Genomic DNA, 19874 nt, shown 5'->3' with positions numbered 1-19874 from the left:
AACCGGAATGACGAGCGTCTCATGTCGCCGACCGTGGCCTGCTGTCCGCGTGCTCGTGAGACGAACAACACCAACGAAGCATCGGAACAGCGGGGGCAACATCATGAATACATCCGCCGGCGGCATTCGTCGTCTCGGCATGCGTGCGCTGCTGGTCGACGACGAAATCACGCAGGAAACGGCGACCGGACGCGCGGTCCGCACACTGAGCACGGAGCTCGCGCAACGCGACATCGACGTGCTCACGGCGACGTCCGCCGACGATGCGATCATGCTGATCCGTTCCGATCCGTCGATCCAGTGCGTGCTGCTCGACTGGGATCTCGGCGTGGACGGCCACGGGCCGTCGGAGGCGGTGGTCGAAGCGATCCGGCATCGCAATGCCAACGTGCCGATCTTCCTGTTGGCCGACCGCAGCGTCGCGTCGTCGGTGCCGTCCACGGTCATGGGCCAGGTCGACGATTTCGTGTGGCTGCTCGAGGATACGGCCGATTTCATCGGCGGGCGCATCCACGCGGCGATCGAACGCTATCGCTCGACCGTGCTGCCGCCGATGTTCGGCGCGCTCGCGAAGTTCTCTCGCGTCTACGAATACTCGTGGCATACGCCCGGCCACACGGGCGGCACGGGCTTCCTGAAGTCGCCGGTCGGCCGCGCGTTCTTCGAATACTTCGGCGAATCGCTGTTCCGCTCCGACCTGTCGATCTCGGTCGGCGAACTCGGCTCGCTGCTTGACCACTCGGGCCCGATCGGCGAAAGCGAGCGATACGCGGCGCGCGTGTTCGGCGCGCATCGCACGTATCACGTGACGAACGGCTCGTCGACGTCGAACCGGATCATTCTGATGGCGAGCGTGAGCCGCGACCAGATCGCGCTGTGCGACCGCAACTGCCACAAGTCGGCCGAGCATGCGATGACGATGTCGGGCGCGATCCCGACTTACCTGGTACCGACGCGCAACCGCTACGGGATCATCGGGCCGATCGCGTCCGAGCGCCTCACGCAGGCGGCGATCCGCGAGGCGATCGCATCGAACCCGCTCGCGGCCGGGCTTGCCGATCGCCAGCCGAAGCACGCGATCGTCACGAACTCGACTTACGACGGCCTCTGCTACAACGTCACGCGCGTCGAAGAACTGCTCGGCGCGAGCGTCGACCGCCTGCACTTCGACGAAGCGTGGTACGGCTACGCGCGCTTCAATCCGATCTACCGCGACCGCCATGCGATGCACGGCGATCCGCGCGACCATCGTGCGGACCGGCCCACGGTGTTCGCGACGCAGTCGACGCACAAGCTGCTGACCGCGCTGTCGCAAGCGTCGTACATCCATGTGCGCGATGGCCGCAGCCCGATTCCGCATGGTCAGTTTAACGAAACGTTCATGATGCACGCGTCGACGTCGCCGAACTACGCGATCATCGCGTCGAACGACGTCGCGGCCGCGATGATGGACGGCCCCGGCGGCGAAGCGCTGACGCACGAGTCGATCGAGGAGGCCGTCGCGTTCCGGCAGATGATCGCGCGGATGAACAACGAGTTCGACGCGAAGGGCGACTGGTTCTTCGAATGCTGGCAGCCCGACACCGTGCTCGAGGCACGCACGGGCCGCACGCTGCCGTTCCACGATGCGCCGCCCGAGCTGCTCGCGAGCGATCCGTCGTGCTGGGTGCTGCGCCCCGGCGCGCAATGGCACGGCTTCGGCAATATCGAGGACGGCTACTGCATGCTCGATCCGATCAAGGTGTCGATCGTCACGCCGGGCGTCGCGCCGAGCGGCGGCCTGATGCCGGTCGGCATTCCGGCGAGCGTCGTCACGGCCTATCTCGATGCGCGCGGGATCGTTGTCGAGAAGACGACCGACTTCACGATCCTGTTCCTGTTCTCGATCGGCATCACGAAGGGCAAGTGGGGCTCGCTCGTCAGCGCGCTGTGCGACTTCAAGCGCGACTACGACGCGAACCTGCCGCTCGACATGGCGATTCCGTCGCTCGCGAAGGAGCACGGCGCGCGCTATGCGGGCATGGGGCTGAAGGACCTGGCCGACACGATGTTCGCGGCGATGGAGCAGCTCGGCACGACGCGGCTGATGTCGGAGGCGTTCTCGATCCTGCCGAAGCCGGAGATGAGCCCGGTGCGCGCATACGAGCATCTCGTGCAGGGCCGCGTCGAGCAGGTCACGCTCGACGAGCTGGCCGGGCGCACGGTCGCCACCGGCGTCGTGCCGTATCCGCCGGGCATTCCGCTGCTGATGCCGGGCGAGAACGCGGGGCCGGCAGGCGGCCCGGTGCTCGGCTACCTGAAGGCGCTCGAAGCGTACGACCGGCGCTTTCCGGGCTTCGCGCACGATACGCACGGCGTGGAAGTCGAGGACGGCACGTACTGCGTGTACTGCCTGACGGCATGAGCGGGCGGCCGGACGCACGAGCGACCGGCCGCGCGGCGGCATCACATCGAAGGATCGAGATCATGGAAAACGCAGCACGCATGTCCGCCGCGGCCCCGGCGGCCGCGGCGAAGAACCGGATGAACGTCTGGCAGCTCACCATCCTCACGGCGGTCAACATGATGGGCTCCGGCATCATCCTGCTGCCGGCGAAGCTCGCGCAGGTCGGCACGATCTCGCTGCTGTCGTGGATCGTCACGGCCGGCGGCTCGCTCGCGCTGGCCTACGCGTTCGCGCGCTGCGGGATGTTGAGCCGCAAGCCGGGCGGGATGGGCGGCTACGCGGAATACGCGTTCGGCAAGGCCGGCAACTACATGGCGAACTACACGTACGGGCTGTCGCTCGTGATCGCCAACGTCGCGATCGGCGTCACGGCGGTCGGCTACGGCACCGTGCTGTTCGGCGCGACGCTGTCGCCGCTGCAGACAGGCCTGTGGACGATCCTCCTGCTCGTGCTCACGACGGTCGCGAACTTCGGCGGCTCGCGCATCACCGGCCGGATCGGTGCGGTGACCGTATGGGGCGTGATCATTCCGGTCGTCATCGTGTCGCTGATCGGCTGGTTCTGGTTCAACGGCGCAACCTGGGGCGCTGCGTGGAATCCGCACGACATGCCGTTCGGGCCGGCCGTCGGCAGTTCGATCGCGGTGACGCTGTGGGCGTTCCTCGGGCTCGAATCGGCATGCGCGAACTCGGATGCGGTGGAGAACCCGGAACGCAACGTGCCGATCGCCGTGCTCGGCGGCACGATCGCATCGGCGATCTTCTACATCGTGTCGACCAACGTGATCGCGGGGATCGTGCCGAACACGATCCTCGCGAAGTCGAACGCGCCGTTCGGCATCGCGTTCGCGACGATGTTCACGCCGACGGTCGGCACGATCGTCACCGCGCTGATGGTGATCGCGTGCATCGGCTCGCTGCTCGGCTGGCAGTTCACGGTCGCGCAGGTGTTCAAGAGCTCGGCGGACGTCGGCTATTTCCTGCCGGTGTTCGCGCGTGCGACGCGCACGGGCACGCCGATCGTCGGCATGGTGATCCTGCTCGTCGCGCAGGTCGCGCTGGCGCTGATGACGATCAGCCCGGAGCTGAGCAGCCAGTTCCAGAAGATCGTCGATCTCGCGGTCGTCACGAACCTCGTGCCGTACGTGATGTCGATGGCCGCGCTGATCACGATCCAGAAGGTCGCGAACGTGCCGCCGGCCAAGGCGCTGGTGACGAACGTGATCGCGATGGTCGCGACCGCGTACAGCTTCTATGCGCTGTTCAACTCGGGCGAGCAGGCGCTGATGCTCGGCGGCCTGTGCGTGTTCCTGGGCTGGACGCTGTTCGGGTTCGTCAGCGCGCGCTTCTACCAGATGGAAGTCGACGCGCACGTGAAGGAGCCGGGGAAGTCGTTGCAGGCGTGAGGGCGGGCGCAATCCGTATCGCCGGAGGTCGGTTGCCGAAGCCGCGTGTGTTCGTCGACGCGATGAGCGAAAATCGGCTTTCGCGCGACCGACAGGAGACGGCGACATGACGCAACAGGATGAAGCGGCGCGCACGCGATGCGTCGCATGGCAGATCGTGCAGACGTGGCAGGCGGCCGAATGGTGCCGGCTCGCGGAGAGGCGAACGGGAATCGATCTGTCGGGTTCGGTATCGGGCGCGATCGACGGCACGCCGTTTCGCATCGACTATGCGATCGCATGCGGTGCCGACTGGCTCACGCGCTCGGCACGCGTGACACGCTGGCTCGGCACGTTGCCGCCGCAACGGTTGGACCTCGGATGCGACGGCGGGCGCTGGACGATCGACGGCGCCGACGCGCCGCTGCTCGCGGGCGCGACCGACATCGACCTCGGTTTCAGCCCGTCGACCAATACGCTGCCGATCCGGCGGCTGGCGCTGGCCGTCGGCGACGCTGCGACGATCCATACCGCATGGCTGCGCTTTCCGGATTTCGCCATCGTGCGCGGCGAGCAGCGTTATACGCATACGGCGCCACACGTGTATCGCTACGAGAGCGGCGCCTATGCGGCCGATATCGCGATCGACGAAGCCGGCCTCGTCATCGACTACGACGAATGGCGGCGCATCGGCGCGGCGCCTGCGCCGTAACGCGTCGCGTCGTGCTTCGGCAGCGCATCAGCGCGCGCTGGCGACCGTCAGCTTGCCGGGAATCAGCTTCAGCGTGCTGAACGTGTCGGCGATGTTCTGCTGATACGCGAGCGTCGCGTCGGTGATCGGCTGCACGCCGTAGCCGGCGCGCTTGAGCGCGACTTCGAGCGTCGGCGCGTCGAGGCCGACGAGCGGCGACAGTTGCGCGGCGACGTCGGGCGTGTGGTCGCGCGCCCAGCGATCGACCGCGTCGACTTCGTCGAGCAGCGCGCGCAGCACCTGCGGGTGAGCGGCCGCGTGCTTGCGCGCGGCGAGGTAGTACTGCGTGTTGCGCACGAGCCCTTCGCCGTTCGCGATCACGCGCGCGCCGAGCTGCCGTTCGGCGGCCGCCAGATACGGATCCCAGATCACCCACGCATCGACGCTGCGCTGCACGAACGCGGCGCGCGCGTCGGCGGGCGTCAGGTAGATCGGCTGGATGTCCGCATACGCGAGGCCCGCGTGTTCGAGCGCCTTCACGAGCAGGTAGTGGACGTTCGAGCCCTTGTTGAACGCGACCTTCTTGCCGCGCAGCTGCGCGACGTTGCGGATCGGCGAATCGGGCAGCACGACGATCGCTTCGCCCTGCGGCGCGGGCGGCTCGTTGCCGATATAGACGAAATCGACACCAGCCGCCTGCGCGAAGATCGGCGGCGTTTCGCCGACCGTGCCGACGTCGATCGCGCCGGCGTTCAGCCCTTCGAGCAGTTGCGGGCCGGCCGGGAATTCGAGCCATTGCACCGCGACGCCCTGGCTGGCGAGGCGCTTCTCGAGCGTGCCGCGTGCCTTCAGCACGACGAAGTTGCCGTATTTCTGGAACCCGATGCGCAGCCGCGTGCCGTTGGCCTGGGCCCGTGCGGGCAGGGTCGCGAGCGGCCCGAGCGCGAGTCCGGCAAGCCCGGCGGCCGCACCATGCAGCCATTGGCGGCGGCGCGGGTTCGCCGGGGTCGTTTCAACGTCTGCGTGCGGTGTGTCGCTCATCGGGGTGTCCTGCGTGCGGGTTCACGGGTCGCGCGCAAAGGCGGCGCGGCCGGCGCAGGACGGGGCCGGATGCGGGCGATGCTCGCAACGGGCCGGCCCGCGCCGGATTCAGGACGATACGGCCGCGCGGGCCGGCGGCCAACCAATGAATGCGCATATGCAAATCAGCGGCGCTCAGGCTGCGTCGGCGGCGCTTTCCTCGATCGAATCGACGCGGTCCGGATAGAACGCGAGGTGCCCGCGAATCGCTTCGACGGCCGGATACGGATGCTCGTAGGTCCACACCGCGTTGGTCGCGCGTGCGCCGCCGGCCGGGATCGAGTAGTACGCGCAGTCGCCCTTGTACGGGCAGTATGTCGCGTGGTCGGTGCGTCGCAGCAGCGACATGTCGGCGTCTTCGCGCGGGATGTAGAGCACGGCCGGATAGCTGGCCTCGCGCAGCGCCAGCGCGCGGCGCGTATCGGCGACGACCTTGCCGGCCACCGTGACCACCACGCGCGACGGATGCGGCTCGATCGCGATCGGATGATCGGGGCCCGGCGACTTCACGGGACGAGAGGGCGTATCGGAGCTGATCGACATCGTGGGTCCTCCAGGAATTGGCGGCGCGGCGTCGCCGGGCGGATCCCGGCGCGCCTCTGCCGGCGTTTGCCAGCCGATACGATGCGCCAATTCCGGAGAATCTGCAGGGGGCCGGAAGGCGGTGGCGCGGCAAGGCTGCCGGGCGATGTCCCGGCGCTTGCGCGGACATATTCACGCACGGACAGCGGGATGCACCCGCGGCGATAAGCAACGCCGAATTAATTGGTAAGCGATCGGCGGGAGGCGCGCGAAGATCGGCCGTCGTCATTCGCATGACTCATTCCTCCTTTCCGCCACCATGAAGCATTCTTTCGTTTCGTCAGCCGCGCGCCGCGCACCGCATGCCGTTGTCGCACTTCGTTGCATGGCCGCGTCGCTGCTGCTCGCCGGCGCGGCCATGCAGGCGCTCGCCGCGCCGGCCGGCAAGACGCTCGTGTACTGCAGCGAAGGCAGCCCGGCCGGCTTCGATCCGGGCCAGCACACGACGAGCACCGATTTCGACGCGAGCACGTACACGATCTACAACGGGCTCGTGCAATTCAGGCGCGGCACGCTCGATCTCGAACCGTCGCTCGCGACGAGCTGGGACGTGTCGCCCGACCAGCGCACGATCACGTTCCACCTGCGGCATGGCGTGAAATTCCAGACGACTGCATGGTTCAAGCCGACGCGGCCGTTCCAGGCCGACGACGTCGTGTTTACGTTCCGCCGGATGCTCGATCCCGACGATCCATTCCGCAAGGCCTACCCGGTCAGCTTCCCGTACTTCAGCGATCTCGGCTTCGACCGCAACGTCGAGCGCATCGAGAAGGTCGACGACTACACGGTGCGCTTCGTGCTGAAGACGCCCGACGTCGTGTTCGTGCGCAACCTCGCGATGGCGTTCGCGTCGGTGCTGTCGGCCGAATATGCGTCGCAGCTCGCGGCGCGCCATCGCGAGGCCGATATCAACCAGTTCCCGGTCGGCACCGGGCCGTTCCTGCTGCGCACGTATCAGAAGGATGCGCTGATCCGCTACGAAGCGAACCCCGACTACTGGAAGCCGGACGACGTGAAGCTCGCGCGCCTCGTGTTCGCGATCACGCCCGATCCGGCCGCGCGCCTGCAGAAGCTGGTGGCCGGCGAGTGCCAGGTATCGGCGTTCCCGCGGCCGGCCGATCTCGACACGGTGCGGCGCGACCCGAAGCTGGAGCTGTTCTCGGGAACGGGCTTCAACGTCGGTTTCGTCGCGTACAACACGCAGCATGCGCCGCTCGATCGCGTCGACGTGCGGCGCGCGCTCGACATCGCGATCGACAAGACGGCGATCGTGAAGACCGTCTTCAACGGCGACGCGAAGATCGCGACGAACCCGATGCCGCCCGCGCAATGGTCGTACAACCCGCGCTTGAAGGATGCGCCGCGCGATCCGGCCGCCGCGAAGGCGCTGCTCGCGCAGGCCGGTTTCCCGAACGGCTTCGACCTGACGCTGTGGGCGATGCCCGTGCAGCGCCCGTACAACCCGAATGCGCAGTTGATGGCGCAACTGATCCAGCAGGACTGGGCGAAGATCGGCGTGCGCGCGAAGATCGTCAGCTACGAGTGGGGCGAATACAACCGACGCGCGAAGCACGACGGGCAGCACGACGCGATCCTGTACGGCTGGTCGGGCGACAACGGCGACCCCGACAACTGGCTCGGCACGCTGCTCGGCTGCGACGCGGTGCACGGCAGCAACCTCGCGAAGTGGTGCAATCAGGATTTCGAAAAGCTGGTGAGCGCGGCGCGCTCGAATGCGGACGTCGCGAAGCGCACGGCGCTGTACGAACAGGCGCAGGTGGTGTTCAAGGACCAGGTGCCGTTCACGCCGATCGCAACGTCGATCGTGTCGCTGCCGGTGTCGAAACGTGTGCACGGGCTGACGTTCTCGCCGCTTGGCGGGCACCGGTTCGACGGCGTGTGGCTGGATTGACGGAGATCGATGGACGAAGGGCCGGCGCGCTCGCGCGCGCCGGTGCCGGTTGCGATCAGTTGAGCGCGACGGCCGCCGCCGTTTCGACCGGCGAGCCTTCGAGTGCGACCGATGGCCGGCCGTCGGGGCCGACCGGCACGTCGCCGGTGAGCGTCGTACGGTAGAGCTGGCGGTCGAAGTCGAGATCGAAGATGTCGACGGGCGCGAGGTGCGCGGTCGCGCGGTTGTCCCAGAACGCGATGCTGCGCGGTTCCCATTTGAAGCGGATCGTGAATTCCGGCCGCGTCACGTGTTCCCACAGCAGTTCGAGCAGCGCCTGGCTCTCGCGCGGCGTCAGCCCGACGATCGATTTCAGGAAGCTCGGGCTCACGTACAGCGCGCGTTCGCCGGTCTCCGGATGCACGCGCACGAGCGGATGCTCGGTCACGAGCGGGCGGCGTTCGACCGCGTCGTCGAACGTGCCGGTGGCGCACGCACCGGCCGGCGGCGTGAAGCGGTGGATGCCGCGCAAGCCGTCGACGAAACCGCGCAGCGGCTCGGACAGCGTTTCATACGCGCGGACGAGATTGGTCCAGTGCGTGTCGCCGCCGTACGGCGGGATCGTCACGCCGCGCAGGATCGACGCCCACGGCGGGTTCACGGCGGCCGTCACGTCGGTGTGCCAGCCCGTCCACGGCCGGCGCACCGGTTCGCCTTCGAAGCGCGTCGCCTTGCGGTGCTTCGCGATCGAATAGACGGCCGGATGGCCGTCGACGTGCCCGAACACCGGGTGGCCGACCGTCGGCTCGCCGAACTGCGCGGAGAACGCGACGTGCTGGTCGTGCGTGAGGAATTGTTCGCGGAAGAAAATGACGCGCCATTTCAGCAGCGCGGTGCGGATGGCCGCGATCTGCGGTGTGGTCAACGGTTGCGTGAGGTCGACGCCGCGTATTTCCGCGCCGATATGGGCGGACAGCGGGATCACGTCGACCGGCTGGGCGGCGGGTTCGGGTAGGGCGCTCATGCGACGCTCCTGGCGGAAGTGAACGGGGCGGATGGCCGACATCGTTGCGCGTGCAAGCGTCGATGCGGTGGCGGGAGGTTCATGGTGGAATGTCCGGTGGCGAATGGAGCGGAACGCGCGGCGGCGCGCACGGAACGGCGCCGCCGCGGTACGCGGACGTTATTGCAGCGTCGCGCCCGGCCCCTTCAGCACGATGCTCCGGCGGCCGTCGATGCCGACCGGCACGTCGCCGTGAACGGTCGCTCGGCGCACGACGCGGCGCGCAGCGCCGTAGTCGTTGATCGCGTAGTGCTGCGTCGCGCGGTTGTCCCAGATCGCGACATCGCCTTCCTGCCAGTTCCAGCGCACGGTGTTCTCGAGGCGCGTCACGTGCTCGTGGAAGACCTGCAGCAGGTGCGCGGAATCCTGCGCCGACAGCCCCTTGAGCCGCTGCACGAAGTGCCCGAGCACGAGCGTGCGTTCGCCGGTTTCCGGATGCACGCGCACGACCGGATGCTCGGTTTCGTAGACGGTCGACGTGAACACTTCGCGGTAGCGCTTCAGTTGCGTGTCGTCGGCATGCACGTGCGTCGACGCGTAGTCGTATGCGTTCGTATGGATCGCCCACAGCGTGTCGGCGAGCGCGCGCAGCGGGTCGGGAAGATGCGCGTACGCGGCGGCCGTGTTGGCCCATACCGTATCGCCGCCGAACGGCGGAATCACGACCGCGCGCAGGATCGAGATCTTCGGGTATGCGTCGACGAACGTGACGTCGGTGTGCCACGAATTCGCCCGGGCGCCGTGCGCGGAATCGAGTTCGAGCAGATGCGCGCTGCCGTCGACGGACGGCACGGTCGGATGCGCGACCGTGTCGCCGAAGCGGTGCGCGAACGCTTCCTGCGCGGTGTCGTCGAGATGGTTCTGGCCACGGAAGAACAGCACCTTGTGGCGCAGCAGCGCGGCCTGGATCGCATCGAACGTCGCGTCGTCGAGCGTGGCCGACAGCCGCACGCCGGCGATCTCGGCGCCGATCCGGCCGGCAACCTGGCGAAGCTGGAGCGGGGCGGCGGCCGTGCGCGGCGCGGCGTGCGAAGCATGCGAAGACGGGTGGGCGGCGTGCTGGACTTCGGACATCGGGAGTCTCCTGGAGTCGGGTCGGTCGAGTCTCCATTCAAGCAGGGCGCGCGCGGAACCGGAACCGATGAATCGTCACAACCTTAGCGTGCGTGCTGCGATGATCGATATGTGTCGTCATGCTGAGCAATGCGGTCGCGACACGCGTCTACCACGCAAGCCGGAATTCACCGATCCGGTGCGCGTGCGGCGTGTCGATGCGCTTGCCGCCCGCGCCGTCGTCGCGCGGCGGGTCGCTATCGTCGAAATCGGCGAGCACCGTATCGCGCAACCGCACGAATTCCGGCGAATCGCGCCGGCGCGGCCGCGGCAGCGCGACATCGACGATGCGTTCGATGCGGCCCGGGCGCGGCGCCATCGTGACGACGCGGTCGCCGAGATAGACGGCTTCGTCGACGTCGTGCGTGACGAGCATCATCGTGATGCGCTCCTGTTCCCAGATGCGCAGCAATTCGTTCTGCATCCGCGCGCGCGTCTGCGCGTCGAGCGCGCCGAACGGCTCGTCGAGCAGCAGCACGCGCGGCCGGTTCACGAGGCCGCGCGCGATCGCGACGCGTTGCGCCATCCCGCCCGACAACTGGTTCGGAAACGCGTGCTCGAAGCCGTTCAGCCCGACGAGCGCGATGTGGTCGGCTACCGCTCGCCGCTTCGCGGCCGCGTCGAGCGGCGCGTTGCGCAGCGCGGCGCCGATGTTCTGCTCGACGGTGAGCCACGGGAACAACCGGTGATCCTGGAACACGATCCCGCGCTGCAGCGACGTGTCGCGCACGCGTTCGTCGCCGGCGCGGATCTCGCCCGAGTAGTCGGTATCGAGCCCCGCGACCAGCCGCAGCAGCGTGGACTTGCCGCAGCCGCTCGCGCCGACGATCGTGACGAATTCGCCGGCGCGCACGTGCAGCGACACGTCGTCGAGCACGGCGAGCGCCGCGCCGCGTTGTGCGTAGTGCTTGCTTACGTGGAGGATGTCGAGCGAGTCGGAGGCGAGGGTCGTCATGGCGGAGCGAAGAAGGATGCGACAGGGAAGGAGCGTCAGATCAGCGCGGCAGGTCGCCGCGCCGGGCCAGTACCTTGCGTTCGATCGCACGCGCGATCGCGTTCAGTGCCCAGCCGGTCACGCCGACGACGATGATCCCGAACAGCACGAGATCCATCCGGAACTGCTCGCTGCCGTCGATCAGCGTGTTGCCGATCCCGCTGCCCGCGACGAGCAGGTATTCGGCGCCGAGCGTCGCGAGCCACGAATAGATCAGGCCGAGATACAGCCCGGTGAAGATCGACGGCAGTGCGGCCGGCAGGATCACGTAGCGGACGAGCTGAAGCCGCGAATAGCGCAGCGCGCGGGCGACGTCGACATACGCGCGCGGCACCGCGTGAATGCCGTCGCACGTGTGCGCGGCGACGGGCAGCAGCGCGGCGAGCGACAGGAACACGACCTTGGCGACGTCGCCGAGGCCGAACCACACGGAGATCAGCGGAATCCACGCGAACAGCGAGATCTGCTTGAACGTGTCGAAGCTCGGGCCGACGATGCGCGCGGCGATGCGCGACAGCCCGAGCGCGGTGCCGAGCAGCAGCCCGCCCGTCGCACCGATCGCGAAACCGCAGGCTTCGCGCGCGAGCGACGCGGACAGTGCGCGGCCGAGCGCGCCGCTCGTGACCTGCGACCACGCGGTGTGCAGGACGTCGGCCGGGCCGACGAGCAGCCCGCTTTTCACGAGGTGCGCGGAAGCGATCGCCCACCAGAGCGCGAACGCGACGAGCGGCAGCACGAAGCCGCGCCAGTCGGGCGCATGCAGACGGCGGGCGGTTGCGACGGGCGACGGGGTGGCATCCGGCGCGAGCGTCGACGTGGCGGAGTGCGGCATCGGGCGGTCTCCTTCGGTTGGTGCGGGCGGGCAGGTTCAGCCGCGGAACGCGGACGGCACGCCGCGGCGCAGGCGCGCTTCGAGTGCATCGAGCAGCCGGTTGATCAGCAGGCCGACCGCGCCGACCACGACCACGGCCGCCATCACGAGATCGAGCTGGAACAGTTGCCGCCCGTACACGATCAGGTAGCCGAGCCCTTCGGAGGACGCGACGAGCTCGACGACGACGAGCGCGAGCCACGACTTCGTGAATGCGAGCCGCACGCCGGTCGCGAGCGTCGGAATCGCGGCCGGCAGCACGACGTGGACGATGCGTTGCCGGCGCGTGTAGCCGAACCCGCGCGCGACTTCGTCGAGTTCAGGCGGCGTCTGGCGAAACCCCTGCAACGCGCTCATCGTGACGGGGACGAGCGCCGCATGCGCGATCAGCAGGTACTTGAGCGGTTCGCCGACGCCGACGAGCAGCAGCAGGAACGGCAGCCAGCCGAGCACCGGAATCTGCACGAGCGCGTTGAAGCTCGGCAGCACATAGGCTTCCAGCGTGCGCGACAGGCCGAGCGCGACGCCGATCGCGAAACCGAGCAGCGAGCCGGCCGCGAAGCCGACCAGCACGCGCTGCAGGCTGACCAGCGTGTGGCGCGCGAGATCGCCGCTCGTCGCGAGATCGGCGAGCGCGTCGTACACGCGTTCGGGCGGCGGCAGGATCTGCGGTGCGATCCAGCCGCGCGCGCTGCCGACGCTCCACAGCGCGAACAGCAGCGCGGGCAGTACCCACGGCGCGAACTGCCACGCGAGCCGCTTCACGCCCGCCGCGCGGCGCGGCGGCGCGGCGAGTGCATGCGGCTCGGACGACGGAATCGGGATCGCGGTATCGCTCATCGGGGTGGGTCCGGGTCAGGAAAGGGGCTTGCCGGCCGCGTCGTAGCGCGGCCAGTAGTTTTCGAGCTTCAGCGTGCGCAGCGCGTTGTCGAGATACTTCGGCTCGAACCAGCCGTCGACGTCGACCGGCTGGCGGATCAGCTTCAGCTTCAGTGCATCCTGCGCGACGGCCTTGTAGCGCGCGACGAGGAACGGATCGATCAGCGGCGACAGGCGATCCTTCAGGCGCTGGTTCGCATAGTCGGCCTGCCACGACGAATACGGGACGCCGCTCTTCGCCCACAGCTTGAACAGCGCATCGCGGTTCGCCTCGTCGGACGACCATTGCGCGCCCTTGACCAGCGCGTTGACGACGCGCTGCACGATGTCCGGATGCGCGCGTTCGAAATCGTCGAGCACGAGCAGGTGGGTCTGGCGCGTGTACTGCGGGCCGTCGTTCTGCGATTCGTAGATGATCTTCGCGAGCCCCGCGTCGCGCAGCTTGTATAGCTGGTAGTCGCCCACCGACGCGTCGATGCCTTTCGACGCGAGCGCGGCGAGCGAGCTCGCGGCGTCGAGGTTGATCACGCGCAGGTCGCGTTCGCCGAGGCCGTTTTTCGCGAGCGCGTTGTCGGCGACGAGCTGCAGGTTCGTGCCGCGGAAGATCGACACGCGGCGGTCCTTCAGGTCGGTGATCGAACGGATGCCGGAGTCGGGCGGCACTGCGATCTTCACGCCCGAGCGCACGCTCGCGGCAAGCAGCAGGTGCGTCTTGATCCCGTTCGAGCGTGCGAGCACGGCCGGCAGGTCGCCCTGGTACGCGAAGTCGAGCGCCTTGTTGGCGATCGCCTCGTTGACGGCCGGCCCCGCGCCCTTGAAGAACAGCCACTGCACGTTGATGCCGTCGGCCGCAAACTCCTTTTCGACCAGTTGCTGCAATTGCGCGGTGGCGGCGCTCGAGCCGCCGAAGGTCGGCGGATCGCCGGCGCCCTGCTGGGCGACGCCGATGCGGATGGTGGCGGGCTTGTCGGCGTGCGCGGCGGTGGCCGCCAGCGTCATCAGCGTGGCCGCCAGCAGCGATCGCAGCAGGCGCAGCGGAAACGGGAATCGATCGGTCATGGTGCGTCGGGTAGCGTGAAAATGAAATCGGACAGGGAGGCGTCGAGCCATTCTGGTGGACGCTTCCGGCGCGGGACAAACAACGATTTGAACTATGCTTATCGCCGCCTGGCGGGTTGCGGGGCCGGGCGCGCCGCTTTCCGCGAACGGAAAGCGGATTCGCATGTATCGCGGAATCGTTCAGGATTCCGATCATGTCGATTGGCGTCGCCTGCCGATCAGGCAAGCGCCGGCTGGAAAATTCCTGAAATGGCTAAATCGCGGATTTTCCGGTCGATCCGCATGCAAATCAGGGCAGTGAAATCGGTATCAGTCGGTTAAAAAAACAGATCCTGACCTGTTATATTTGCCGAATTGGCGCATACCGAAAAATCGAATGGAAAAAACGGGTTATCCGCCAGACGGGAAATGACGCATCGCGACAGTTAACATGCTTACATCGACGTCCGAACCAATCCGAATCATGCGGAATGCCGTGCGAAAGAATCGCGGCAGACAACCTCTATGAATTGCATCGTTTCAGGGTGCTATCCATAAATACATTCCGACGCCAAATTATTTGAAATCATCTCAAAAATTGTCTATACCCTAGACGAATCAGTGCGGTCGGCGTCGTACCGGCGAGGCTGCACAACAGATGTGCGAATGAAACGATCGATGCCGTCGTTGCATGCCGCGCGTCGCAGTGATCGAGTGGACTTCGGGGAATGCGAACGGCCTCATGCGTGGGCCGTCCGCATGAGTCGCGAATGGGCGAACGCCATATGCAGCCGCCGGACCCATGCAGCGTCTTTACGTTCAACGGTCGATCATCGACCCCGTCACACGGAGGTTGCCATGCTGCAATACGTCAAGTCCCTGCTGCGTGATGAACGTGGCGTCAGCTCGCTCGAATATGCGGTGCTGGCCGGCATCGTCGTGGTCGCGCTGGCAGCGGTCGGCGTGATCCTCAGCAGCACTTCCGGCGGCTTGCCGAGCGTGTTCACGGCGCTGATCACGAAGGTGACGAGCCTGATCTGATCCCCTGAACCCGCGCGCCGCCGACGAATACACGGATCCGCAGCGGTAGAACGTATCCAACCCGGGGGTGCGCCGATGGACGGCTCTCCCATGCTCACTCTCGTGCAGTCGGTGGCCACGGTCGTGCTGGCGTCGCTCGCCGCGCAGGACCTGCGCGACCGGCGCCTGTCCAATTGCGCGGTGCTGGCGTTCGCGATGCTGTATTTCGTCGCGGCGGCGCTCGTGCGCGAAGGGCTCGCGCCGCTGGCCGGCCACCTCGCGACCGCCGCGGCGATGCTGCTGCTGTCCGGCGGCTTGCGCCACGCGGGCTGGATCGGCGGCGGCGACGTCAAGCTGGCGGCGGCGGTATTCCTGTGGGCCGGCCCGACGCTGGCGTTCCCCGTGTTGACGATCGTCGGCGCGGGTGGCGCGTTATGCGGCCTCGCCGCGCTCGCGGCCGTCGCCTGGCAGCGGCGCGCCACGCCCGCCCGCGCGGTCGCCGCGCGCGGCGTGCCGTACGGGCTCGCGCTCGCGCTCGGCGGTGCGCTGGCCGTCTGGGCGCCGTTTCCGCACGCGGTTTCGCTTACCTAGCCGGGGGACGCACGCCGCCATGCCCAAACCTCTGAGAATGGCCGTGCTGATCATCGCTGCCGGCATCGGCGCATTCATCCTGCGCGAACTGTACGTTGCCGCGTCGACGCCGTCGGCACCCGGCGCACCGGATCAGGCGCGCGTGCGTGTCGCGGCCGCCGATCTGCCGGAAGGGCTGCTGCTGCGCGACAACGATCTCGCATGGAAGCGCATGCCGCGCGCACAGGTGCCGCCGGGCACGTTCGTCGAGTCGCAGCCGGGCGCCGACCTGAAGGGCGCGCTGCTGCGCAATCGCGTCGGCGCCGGCACGCCGATTCGCACGGACAACGTGATTCCGGCCGACGCGCCGGATTTTCTCGCGGCCGCGCTGCAGCCCGGCATGCGCGCGATCTCGGTGCCGGTCGACGACGTGTCGGGCAACGCGGGGCTGATCCAGCCGGGCGACTTCGTCGACGTGGTGCTCACGCAGCAGATCGGCGGCTCGGCGACGTCGCCCGGCACCTTCGAAGCGGAGACGGTCGTGCGGCGCGCGCGCGTGCTAGCGGTTGGCTCGGAATTCCAGCGCGCGAAGACGCCCGCGAGTGCGCCGGACGCGACGGCGCGAGCGCGTACGGTCACGCTCGAGGTCGCGCCGCGCACCGCGCAGGTCGTGCTGGTCGCGACGCGCCTCGGCTCGCTGTCGCTCGCGCTGCGCAGCTTCGTGACCAGCGACCGGCGGCAACCGGCGGGCGGCGACGAGCAGGAGCCGGATACGCAGCCGGTGTGGGCGGGCGACGTGTCGCGTGCGGCCCGCGAGGCCGCGCGCGCGCCGTCCGCCGGGCCGGCGGCCGGCGGCGCACGGCCGACGGGACAGAGCAACACGGTCGTGATCTATCGCGGTTCCTCGATCGACGACGGGTCGCGCGGCGGCGGCACCGGCACGCCGGGCCTGCCGCCGCTGCCGTCCGGCCTGCAGGGAATGCCGGCGCTGCCGGGTGGCGGCAATGTCGCGGCGGCGGACGGGACGGCGCAGCCGCCGCGGGCGGCGGTGCCGCAATGACGGATCGACGGAGCGGGACGGCCGCGCGGCGGCGGGCATTTGACGGGATGACGGGAACACGCATGGTGCGCATGGTTGGTTGGATCGCTCTCTGGTGCCTGGCCGGCCTCGCCGCGCCCGGCGTCGCGTTCGCGCAGGGCACGCGCACGCCGGACGCCGGCGCGCCGCTGTCGATCGCGACCGGCAAGGGCGAGCTGCTGTCGCTGCCGGAGCCCGCGGTCGCGATGTTCGTCGCCGATCCGACCATCGCCGACATCCAGGTGCCGTCGCCGCGCACCGTGTTCGTGTTCGGCAAGAAGGCTGGCACGACCACGCTGATCGCGCTCGGCGCGAACCATCGGCCGATCCTGCGCAGGACGGTGATCGTGCAGGTCGACACGGCGTCGCTGCAGGCGGTGCTCGACAGCCGCTTTCCGCAGCTGAAGCTGTCGGTGTCCGGCGCGCCGGGCTCGCTGATGGTGTCGGGCAAGGTGCCGGGCGCGGCCGACGCGGACGCCGTGATGCAGTCGCTCGCGCCGTACCTGCACGACAAGGAAAAGATCGTCAACCGGCTGACGCTGTCGCGCCCGATCCAGGTGAACCTGCGCGTGCGGGTGACCGAGGTGAGCCGCAACGTCACGCAGCAGCTCGGCATCAACTGGAGCTCGCTCGGCGCCGCCGGCAACTTCGTCGGCGGGCTGTTCAACGGGCGCACGCTGTTCGACCCGACGAACGGCCTGTTCAACCTGTCGCCGACCGGCGCATTCTCGGTGCTCGGCGGCTTTCGCGCGGGGCGCTGGTCGATCGACGTCGTGCTCGACGCGCTCGATCAGGAAGGGCTGATCACGATGCTCGCGGAGCCGAATCTGACCGCGATGTCGGGCGAGACGGCGAGCTTCCTCGCGGGCGGCGAGATTCCGATCCCGGTTGCGCAGAGCGGCAACACGGGTGTGATCACGGTCGAGTACAAGCCGTTCGGCGTGTCGCTCGACTTCACGCCGACCGTGCTCTCCGACAACCGCATCAGCCTGAAAGTGCGGCCGGAAGTGAGCGAGGTCGACGCGAGCAACAGCGTGACGACGGGCAGCATCAGGGTGCCGGCGCTCACCGTGCGACGCGTCGAGACGACGGTCGAGCTGTCGAGCGGGCAGAGCTTCGCGATCGGCGGGCTGCTGCAGAGCCAGACGGCCGACACCGTGTCGCAGATCCCGGGGCTCGGCCGGCTGCCGATCATCGGCCGGCTGTTTTCGTCGAAGAATTTCCAGGACAACAAGACCGAGGTGGTCGTGATCGTCACGCCGTACATCGTGCAGCCGACCGGGCCCGGCCAGCTCGAGCAGGCGATCGACACCGTCGCGCGGCCGAGCAGCGATCTGGAGTTCGCGGTGCAGCGCAACCTCGGGCTCGACCTGCTGTCGGGCGATACGCCGCGCCTCGTCGGCGCCGCGGGCTTCGTGTACTGAACCGGAGGAGCGCCCATGCGAGCTCGAACCACCGTCTCCGCACTGCTGCCGCTGGCGCTGGCGGGCTGCATGTCGGCGCCGCCGCCGCTGAACCTGCCCGACGCGCGGTCGATCGGCTTCGACGGCGTTCAGGCGGTGGCGCCCGACTGCGCGAAGCTGATGCAGCCGTCGCATCTCGTCGATGCGGGCTTCGGGCGGCCGGGCGTGCCGTTCGGCTGCGCGACCTACACGAACCTCGCGGCCATGCTCGCGCGACCGCAGGATCTCGTCGCGCCGGTGCCGTACGGCGGCGCCGACGCGGAAGTCGCGGCCGGTGCGGTGCGCCGCTACGTCGAGGATCGCGTGAAGCAGCCGACGCCCGGCAGGACGCAGACGACGACCGGCTCGCCCGGCCATTGAACCGATTCCCGAGGCCATCGCGATGTCACCCATGAACGTCCTCGATCGCCAGAGCGCCAAGCGCGCCGCGTCCGCCGGAGCGACGGATCTCGTCGCGGTCGTGTCCGATCCGGGCAGCGAGGACGTGATCCGGCGCGTCGCGCACGATTTGTCGATCGCGCGTGCACACCTGCAGACGGGCACCTGCGACGACGCGATCCGGCTGCTGCAGCAGCACGAGCGTTCGCCGCGCCAGCTGGTCGTCGACGTGTCGGATTCGGTGCTGCCGGTGTCGGACCTGATGCGGCTCGCCGACGTGTGCGATCCGTCGGTGCGGGTCGTCGCGATCGGCACGCAGAACGACGTCGGGCTGTTTCGCAACCTGCTCGGCATCGGCGTGCAGGACTACATCGTCAAGCCGCTGACCGTCGAGCTGATGCGGCGCGCGCTGACGGCGACGGAATCGGTCGTGCAGGTGCGCACCGGCAAGATCGTCAGCTTCGTCGGCGCACGCGGCGGCGTCGGCACGACGACCATCGCGGTGAGCCTCGCGCGCTGCCTGGCGGGCGAGAAGCGCCGCCGCGTCGCGTATATCGACCTGAACCTGCATGGCGGCGGCGCGAACTCGATGCTCGGACTGTCCAGCAACAACGGGCTGGTCGAATTGCTGAACATGGAGCAGCGTCCCGACGACGCGCTGTTCGACCGCATGTTCGTCACCAAGGGCGACCGCCTGCACGTGCTGTCGGCCGAGCTCGCGTACGGCGCCGACGTGCCGCTGAGCGACGGGGTGGTCGCGCGCCTGGTCGACATGCTGAAGGACCGCTTCCACTACGTGCTGTTCGACGTCGGCAGCGGCGCCGGCAAGCTGTTCGAGGATGCGCTCGAGGCGTCCGATCTCGTCTACGTCGTCGCCGACCGCTCGGTGCTCGCCGCGTACGAATCCGCGCGGCTCGCGCGCTTCGTGCAGGAACTGCCGGGCGAGCGGCTGCTGTCGATTGCGCTGAACAACCCGCTCGCGCCGGTCGCGGGCCGCGTCGAGCCGGCCGATTTCGCGGAGGCATTCGGCGGCGCGTCGCTGCGCGAGCTGCCGCACGAGCCGCAGACGCTGGCGGTCGCCGAGAACCTCGGCGAGCCGATCGAAGATGCGAAGCGCCACGGCTTCCTGGACGGGATCCGGCAACTCGCGAACGGCATCACCGGCGAACCGATGGCCGTCGCGGAGCCGTGGTACGCGCGCTTCGTCAAATGGAGGAAAGGATCGTGACGTTCGGTAACCGCAACCGGCCGCCGCCGGACTCTGCGCCGGATCCCGCGCCGGACCCCGCACCGGCCGCCTCGCCCGCGGCGCCGCGCGCGCCGGCGCCGGCG

The 19874-nt window shown here is 68.6% G+C and carries 19 protein-coding genes; 11 read left to right on the top strand and 8 right to left on the bottom strand.

Features of this window, described 5'->3' with window-relative positions; all coding sequences use genetic code 11:
* Window positions 1-103: 103 nt before the first annotated feature.
* The 3 genes from AC3WLY_RS27605 to AC3WLY_RS27595 all read left to right on the top strand — a co-directional run bounded on the left by AC3WLY_RS27605 (window position 104) and on the right by AC3WLY_RS27595 (window position 4543).
* Window positions 104-2404: an Orn/Lys/Arg family decarboxylase gene (locus AC3WLY_RS27605; protein WP_492309338.1), complete on the top strand. Its 2301-nt coding sequence runs from the start codon at window positions 104-106 to the stop codon at window positions 2402-2404.
* A gap of 62 nt (window positions 2405-2466) precedes the next feature.
* The gene (potE, locus tag AC3WLY_RS27600) at window positions 2467-3852 is read left to right on the top strand and encodes a putrescine-ornithine antiporter (protein WP_492309339.1); all 1386 of its coding nucleotides are present in this window, start codon (window positions 2467-2469) and stop codon (window positions 3850-3852) included.
* 106 nt (window positions 3853-3958) lie between these two features.
* Window positions 3959-4543, top strand: coding sequence for a putative glycolipid-binding domain-containing protein (locus tag AC3WLY_RS27595; protein ID WP_492309340.1), 585 nt, complete (start codon window positions 3959-3961; stop codon window positions 4541-4543).
* A 27-nt stretch (window positions 4544-4570) separates the two neighbouring features.
* Here the strand turns inward: AC3WLY_RS27595 and AC3WLY_RS27590 are convergent, their stop codons facing one another.
* Together AC3WLY_RS27590 and AC3WLY_RS27585 are read right to left on the bottom strand one after the other, a co-directional pair.
* A complete protein-coding gene (locus tag AC3WLY_RS27590; RefSeq protein WP_492309341.1) occupies window positions 4571-5563 on the bottom strand; it encodes a sulfonate ABC transporter substrate-binding protein in 993 nt (330 codons plus the stop codon).
* A 174-nt stretch (window positions 5564-5737) separates the two neighbouring features.
* Window positions 5738-6145, bottom strand: coding sequence for a DUF427 domain-containing protein (locus tag AC3WLY_RS27585; protein ID WP_175958774.1), 408 nt, complete (start codon window positions 6143-6145; stop codon window positions 5738-5740).
* 298 nt (window positions 6146-6443) lie between these two features.
* Between AC3WLY_RS27585 and AC3WLY_RS27580 the strand changes: the two genes are divergently transcribed.
* On the top strand, window positions 6444-8096 hold the full coding sequence (locus AC3WLY_RS27580) for an ABC transporter substrate-binding protein (RefSeq protein ID WP_492309342.1): 1653 nt from the start codon (window positions 6444-6446) through the stop codon (window positions 8094-8096).
* Between the two features lie 55 nt (window positions 8097-8151).
* Here AC3WLY_RS27580 and AC3WLY_RS27575 read toward each other — a convergent pair whose 3' ends face one another.
* The 6 genes from AC3WLY_RS27575 to AC3WLY_RS27550 all read right to left on the bottom strand — a co-directional run bounded on the left by AC3WLY_RS27575 (window position 8152) and on the right by AC3WLY_RS27550 (window position 14054).
* Complete coding sequence (locus tag AC3WLY_RS27575; protein WP_492309343.1) at window positions 8152-9099, bottom strand: TauD/TfdA dioxygenase family protein; 948 nt, start codon at window positions 9097-9099, stop codon at window positions 8152-8154.
* Window positions 9100-9258: 159 nt separating this feature from the next.
* On the bottom strand, window positions 9259-10212 hold the full coding sequence (locus tag AC3WLY_RS27570) for a TauD/TfdA dioxygenase family protein (protein WP_492309344.1): 954 nt from the start codon (window positions 10210-10212) through the stop codon (window positions 9259-9261).
* Window positions 10213-10360: 148 nt separating this feature from the next.
* Window positions 10361-11206: an ABC transporter ATP-binding protein gene (locus tag AC3WLY_RS27565; RefSeq protein ID WP_204422659.1), complete on the bottom strand. Its 846-nt coding sequence runs from the start codon at window positions 11204-11206 to the stop codon at window positions 10361-10363.
* Window positions 11207-11246: 40 nt separating this feature from the next.
* Entirely contained in the window at window positions 11247-12077 is an 831-nt protein-coding gene (locus AC3WLY_RS27560; protein ID WP_492309345.1) for an ABC transporter permease, read from the bottom strand.
* 36 nt (window positions 12078-12113) lie between these two features.
* A complete protein-coding gene (locus AC3WLY_RS27555; protein WP_425132899.1) occupies window positions 12114-12956 on the bottom strand; it encodes an ABC transporter permease in 843 nt (280 codons plus the stop codon).
* 15 nt (window positions 12957-12971) lie between these two features.
* A complete protein-coding gene (locus AC3WLY_RS27550) occupies window positions 12972-14054 on the bottom strand; it encodes an ABC transporter substrate-binding protein (protein WP_175958780.1) in 1083 nt (360 codons plus the stop codon).
* 94 nt (window positions 14055-14148) lie between these two features.
* On the opposite strand from AC3WLY_RS27550, the gene AC3WLY_RS27545 reads away from it, so the two are divergent.
* The 7 genes from AC3WLY_RS27545 to AC3WLY_RS27515 all read left to right on the top strand — a co-directional run bounded on the left by AC3WLY_RS27545 (window position 14149) and on the right by AC3WLY_RS27515 (window position 19770).
* Window positions 14149-14355, top strand: a complete 207-nt coding sequence (locus AC3WLY_RS27545) for a hypothetical protein (RefSeq protein WP_175958781.1) — start codon at window positions 14149-14151, stop codon at window positions 14353-14355.
* 536 nt (window positions 14356-14891) lie between these two features.
* Complete coding sequence (locus AC3WLY_RS27540; protein WP_034179896.1) at window positions 14892-15074, top strand: Flp family type IVb pilin; 183 nt, start codon at window positions 14892-14894, stop codon at window positions 15072-15074.
* 90 nt (window positions 15075-15164) lie between these two features.
* Window positions 15165-15644, top strand: coding sequence for a prepilin peptidase (locus AC3WLY_RS27535; protein WP_175958782.1), 480 nt, complete (start codon window positions 15165-15167; stop codon window positions 15642-15644).
* A gap of 19 nt (window positions 15645-15663) precedes the next feature.
* Window positions 15664-16683, top strand: a complete 1020-nt coding sequence (gene cpaB, locus AC3WLY_RS27530; RefSeq protein ID WP_492309346.1) for a Flp pilus assembly protein CpaB — start codon at window positions 15664-15666, stop codon at window positions 16681-16683.
* Window positions 16684-16745: 62 nt separating this feature from the next.
* Entirely contained in the window at window positions 16746-18125 is a 1380-nt protein-coding gene (locus tag AC3WLY_RS27525; RefSeq protein ID WP_310140271.1) for a secretin GspD/PilQ domain-containing protein, read from the top strand.
* Window positions 18126-18140: 15 nt separating this feature from the next.
* Window positions 18141-18524: a CpaD family pilus assembly lipoprotein gene (locus AC3WLY_RS27520; protein WP_072436476.1), complete on the top strand. Its 384-nt coding sequence runs from the start codon at window positions 18141-18143 to the stop codon at window positions 18522-18524.
* Between the two features lie 22 nt (window positions 18525-18546).
* The gene (locus AC3WLY_RS27515; RefSeq protein WP_492309347.1) at window positions 18547-19770 is read left to right on the top strand and encodes a CpaE/TadZ family protein; all 1224 of its coding nucleotides are present in this window, start codon (window positions 18547-18549) and stop codon (window positions 19768-19770) included.
* The last annotated feature ends 104 nt before the right edge of the window (window positions 19771-19874 follow it).

Source organism: Burkholderia sp. FW306-1C-G01B, assembly GCF_058781685.1.
The sequence above is the reverse complement of the archived record's forward strand: the minus strand, read 5'-3'. Positions and strand labels throughout refer to the sequence as shown.

What these genes read in the sequence shown, in the direction of transcription:
- AC3WLY_RS27605 (WP_492309338.1), top strand. Translation starts at nt 104, where the DNA reads ATGAATACATCCGCCGGCGGCATTCGTCGTCTCGGCATGCGTGCGCTG.
- potE (WP_492309339.1), top strand. Translation starts at nt 2,467, where the DNA reads ATGGAAAACGCAGCACGCATGTCCGCCGCGGCCCCGGCGGCCGCGGCG.
- AC3WLY_RS27595 (WP_492309340.1), top strand. Translation starts at nt 3,959, where the DNA reads ATGACGCAACAGGATGAAGCGGCGCGCACGCGATGCGTCGCATGGCAG.
- AC3WLY_RS27590 (WP_492309341.1), bottom strand. Translation starts at nt 5,563, where the DNA reads ATGAGCGACACACCGCACGCAGACGTTGAAACGACCCCGGCGAACCCG.
- AC3WLY_RS27585 (WP_175958774.1), bottom strand. Translation starts at nt 6,145, where the DNA reads ATGTCGATCAGCTCCGATACGCCCTCTCGTCCCGTGAAGTCGCCGGGC.
- AC3WLY_RS27580 (WP_492309342.1), top strand. Translation starts at nt 6,444, where the DNA reads ATGAAGCATTCTTTCGTTTCGTCAGCCGCGCGCCGCGCACCGCATGCC.
- AC3WLY_RS27575 (WP_492309343.1), bottom strand. Translation starts at nt 9,099, where the DNA reads ATGAGCGCCCTACCCGAACCCGCCGCCCAGCCGGTCGACGTGATCCCG.
- AC3WLY_RS27570 (WP_492309344.1), bottom strand. Translation starts at nt 10,212, where the DNA reads ATGTCCGAAGTCCAGCACGCCGCCCACCCGTCTTCGCATGCTTCGCAC.
- AC3WLY_RS27565 (WP_204422659.1), bottom strand. Translation starts at nt 11,206, where the DNA reads ATGACGACCCTCGCCTCCGACTCGCTCGACATCCTCCACGTAAGCAAG.
- AC3WLY_RS27560 (WP_492309345.1), bottom strand. Translation starts at nt 12,077, where the DNA reads ATGCCGCACTCCGCCACGTCGACGCTCGCGCCGGATGCCACCCCGTCG.
- AC3WLY_RS27555 (WP_425132899.1), bottom strand. Translation starts at nt 12,956, where the DNA reads ATGAGCGATACCGCGATCCCGATTCCGTCGTCCGAGCCGCATGCACTC.
- AC3WLY_RS27550 (WP_175958780.1), bottom strand. Translation starts at nt 14,054, where the DNA reads ATGACCGATCGATTCCCGTTTCCGCTGCGCCTGCTGCGATCGCTGCTG.
- AC3WLY_RS27545 (WP_175958781.1), top strand. Translation starts at nt 14,149, where the DNA reads ATGCTTATCGCCGCCTGGCGGGTTGCGGGGCCGGGCGCGCCGCTTTCC.
- AC3WLY_RS27540 (WP_034179896.1), top strand. Translation starts at nt 14,892, where the DNA reads ATGCTGCAATACGTCAAGTCCCTGCTGCGTGATGAACGTGGCGTCAGC.
- AC3WLY_RS27535 (WP_175958782.1), top strand. Translation starts at nt 15,165, where the DNA reads ATGCTCACTCTCGTGCAGTCGGTGGCCACGGTCGTGCTGGCGTCGCTC.
- cpaB (WP_492309346.1), top strand. Translation starts at nt 15,664, where the DNA reads ATGCCCAAACCTCTGAGAATGGCCGTGCTGATCATCGCTGCCGGCATC.
- AC3WLY_RS27525 (WP_310140271.1), top strand. Translation starts at nt 16,746, where the DNA reads ATGGTGCGCATGGTTGGTTGGATCGCTCTCTGGTGCCTGGCCGGCCTC.
- AC3WLY_RS27520 (WP_072436476.1), top strand. Translation starts at nt 18,141, where the DNA reads ATGCGAGCTCGAACCACCGTCTCCGCACTGCTGCCGCTGGCGCTGGCG.
- AC3WLY_RS27515 (WP_492309347.1), top strand. Translation starts at nt 18,547, where the DNA reads ATGTCACCCATGAACGTCCTCGATCGCCAGAGCGCCAAGCGCGCCGCG.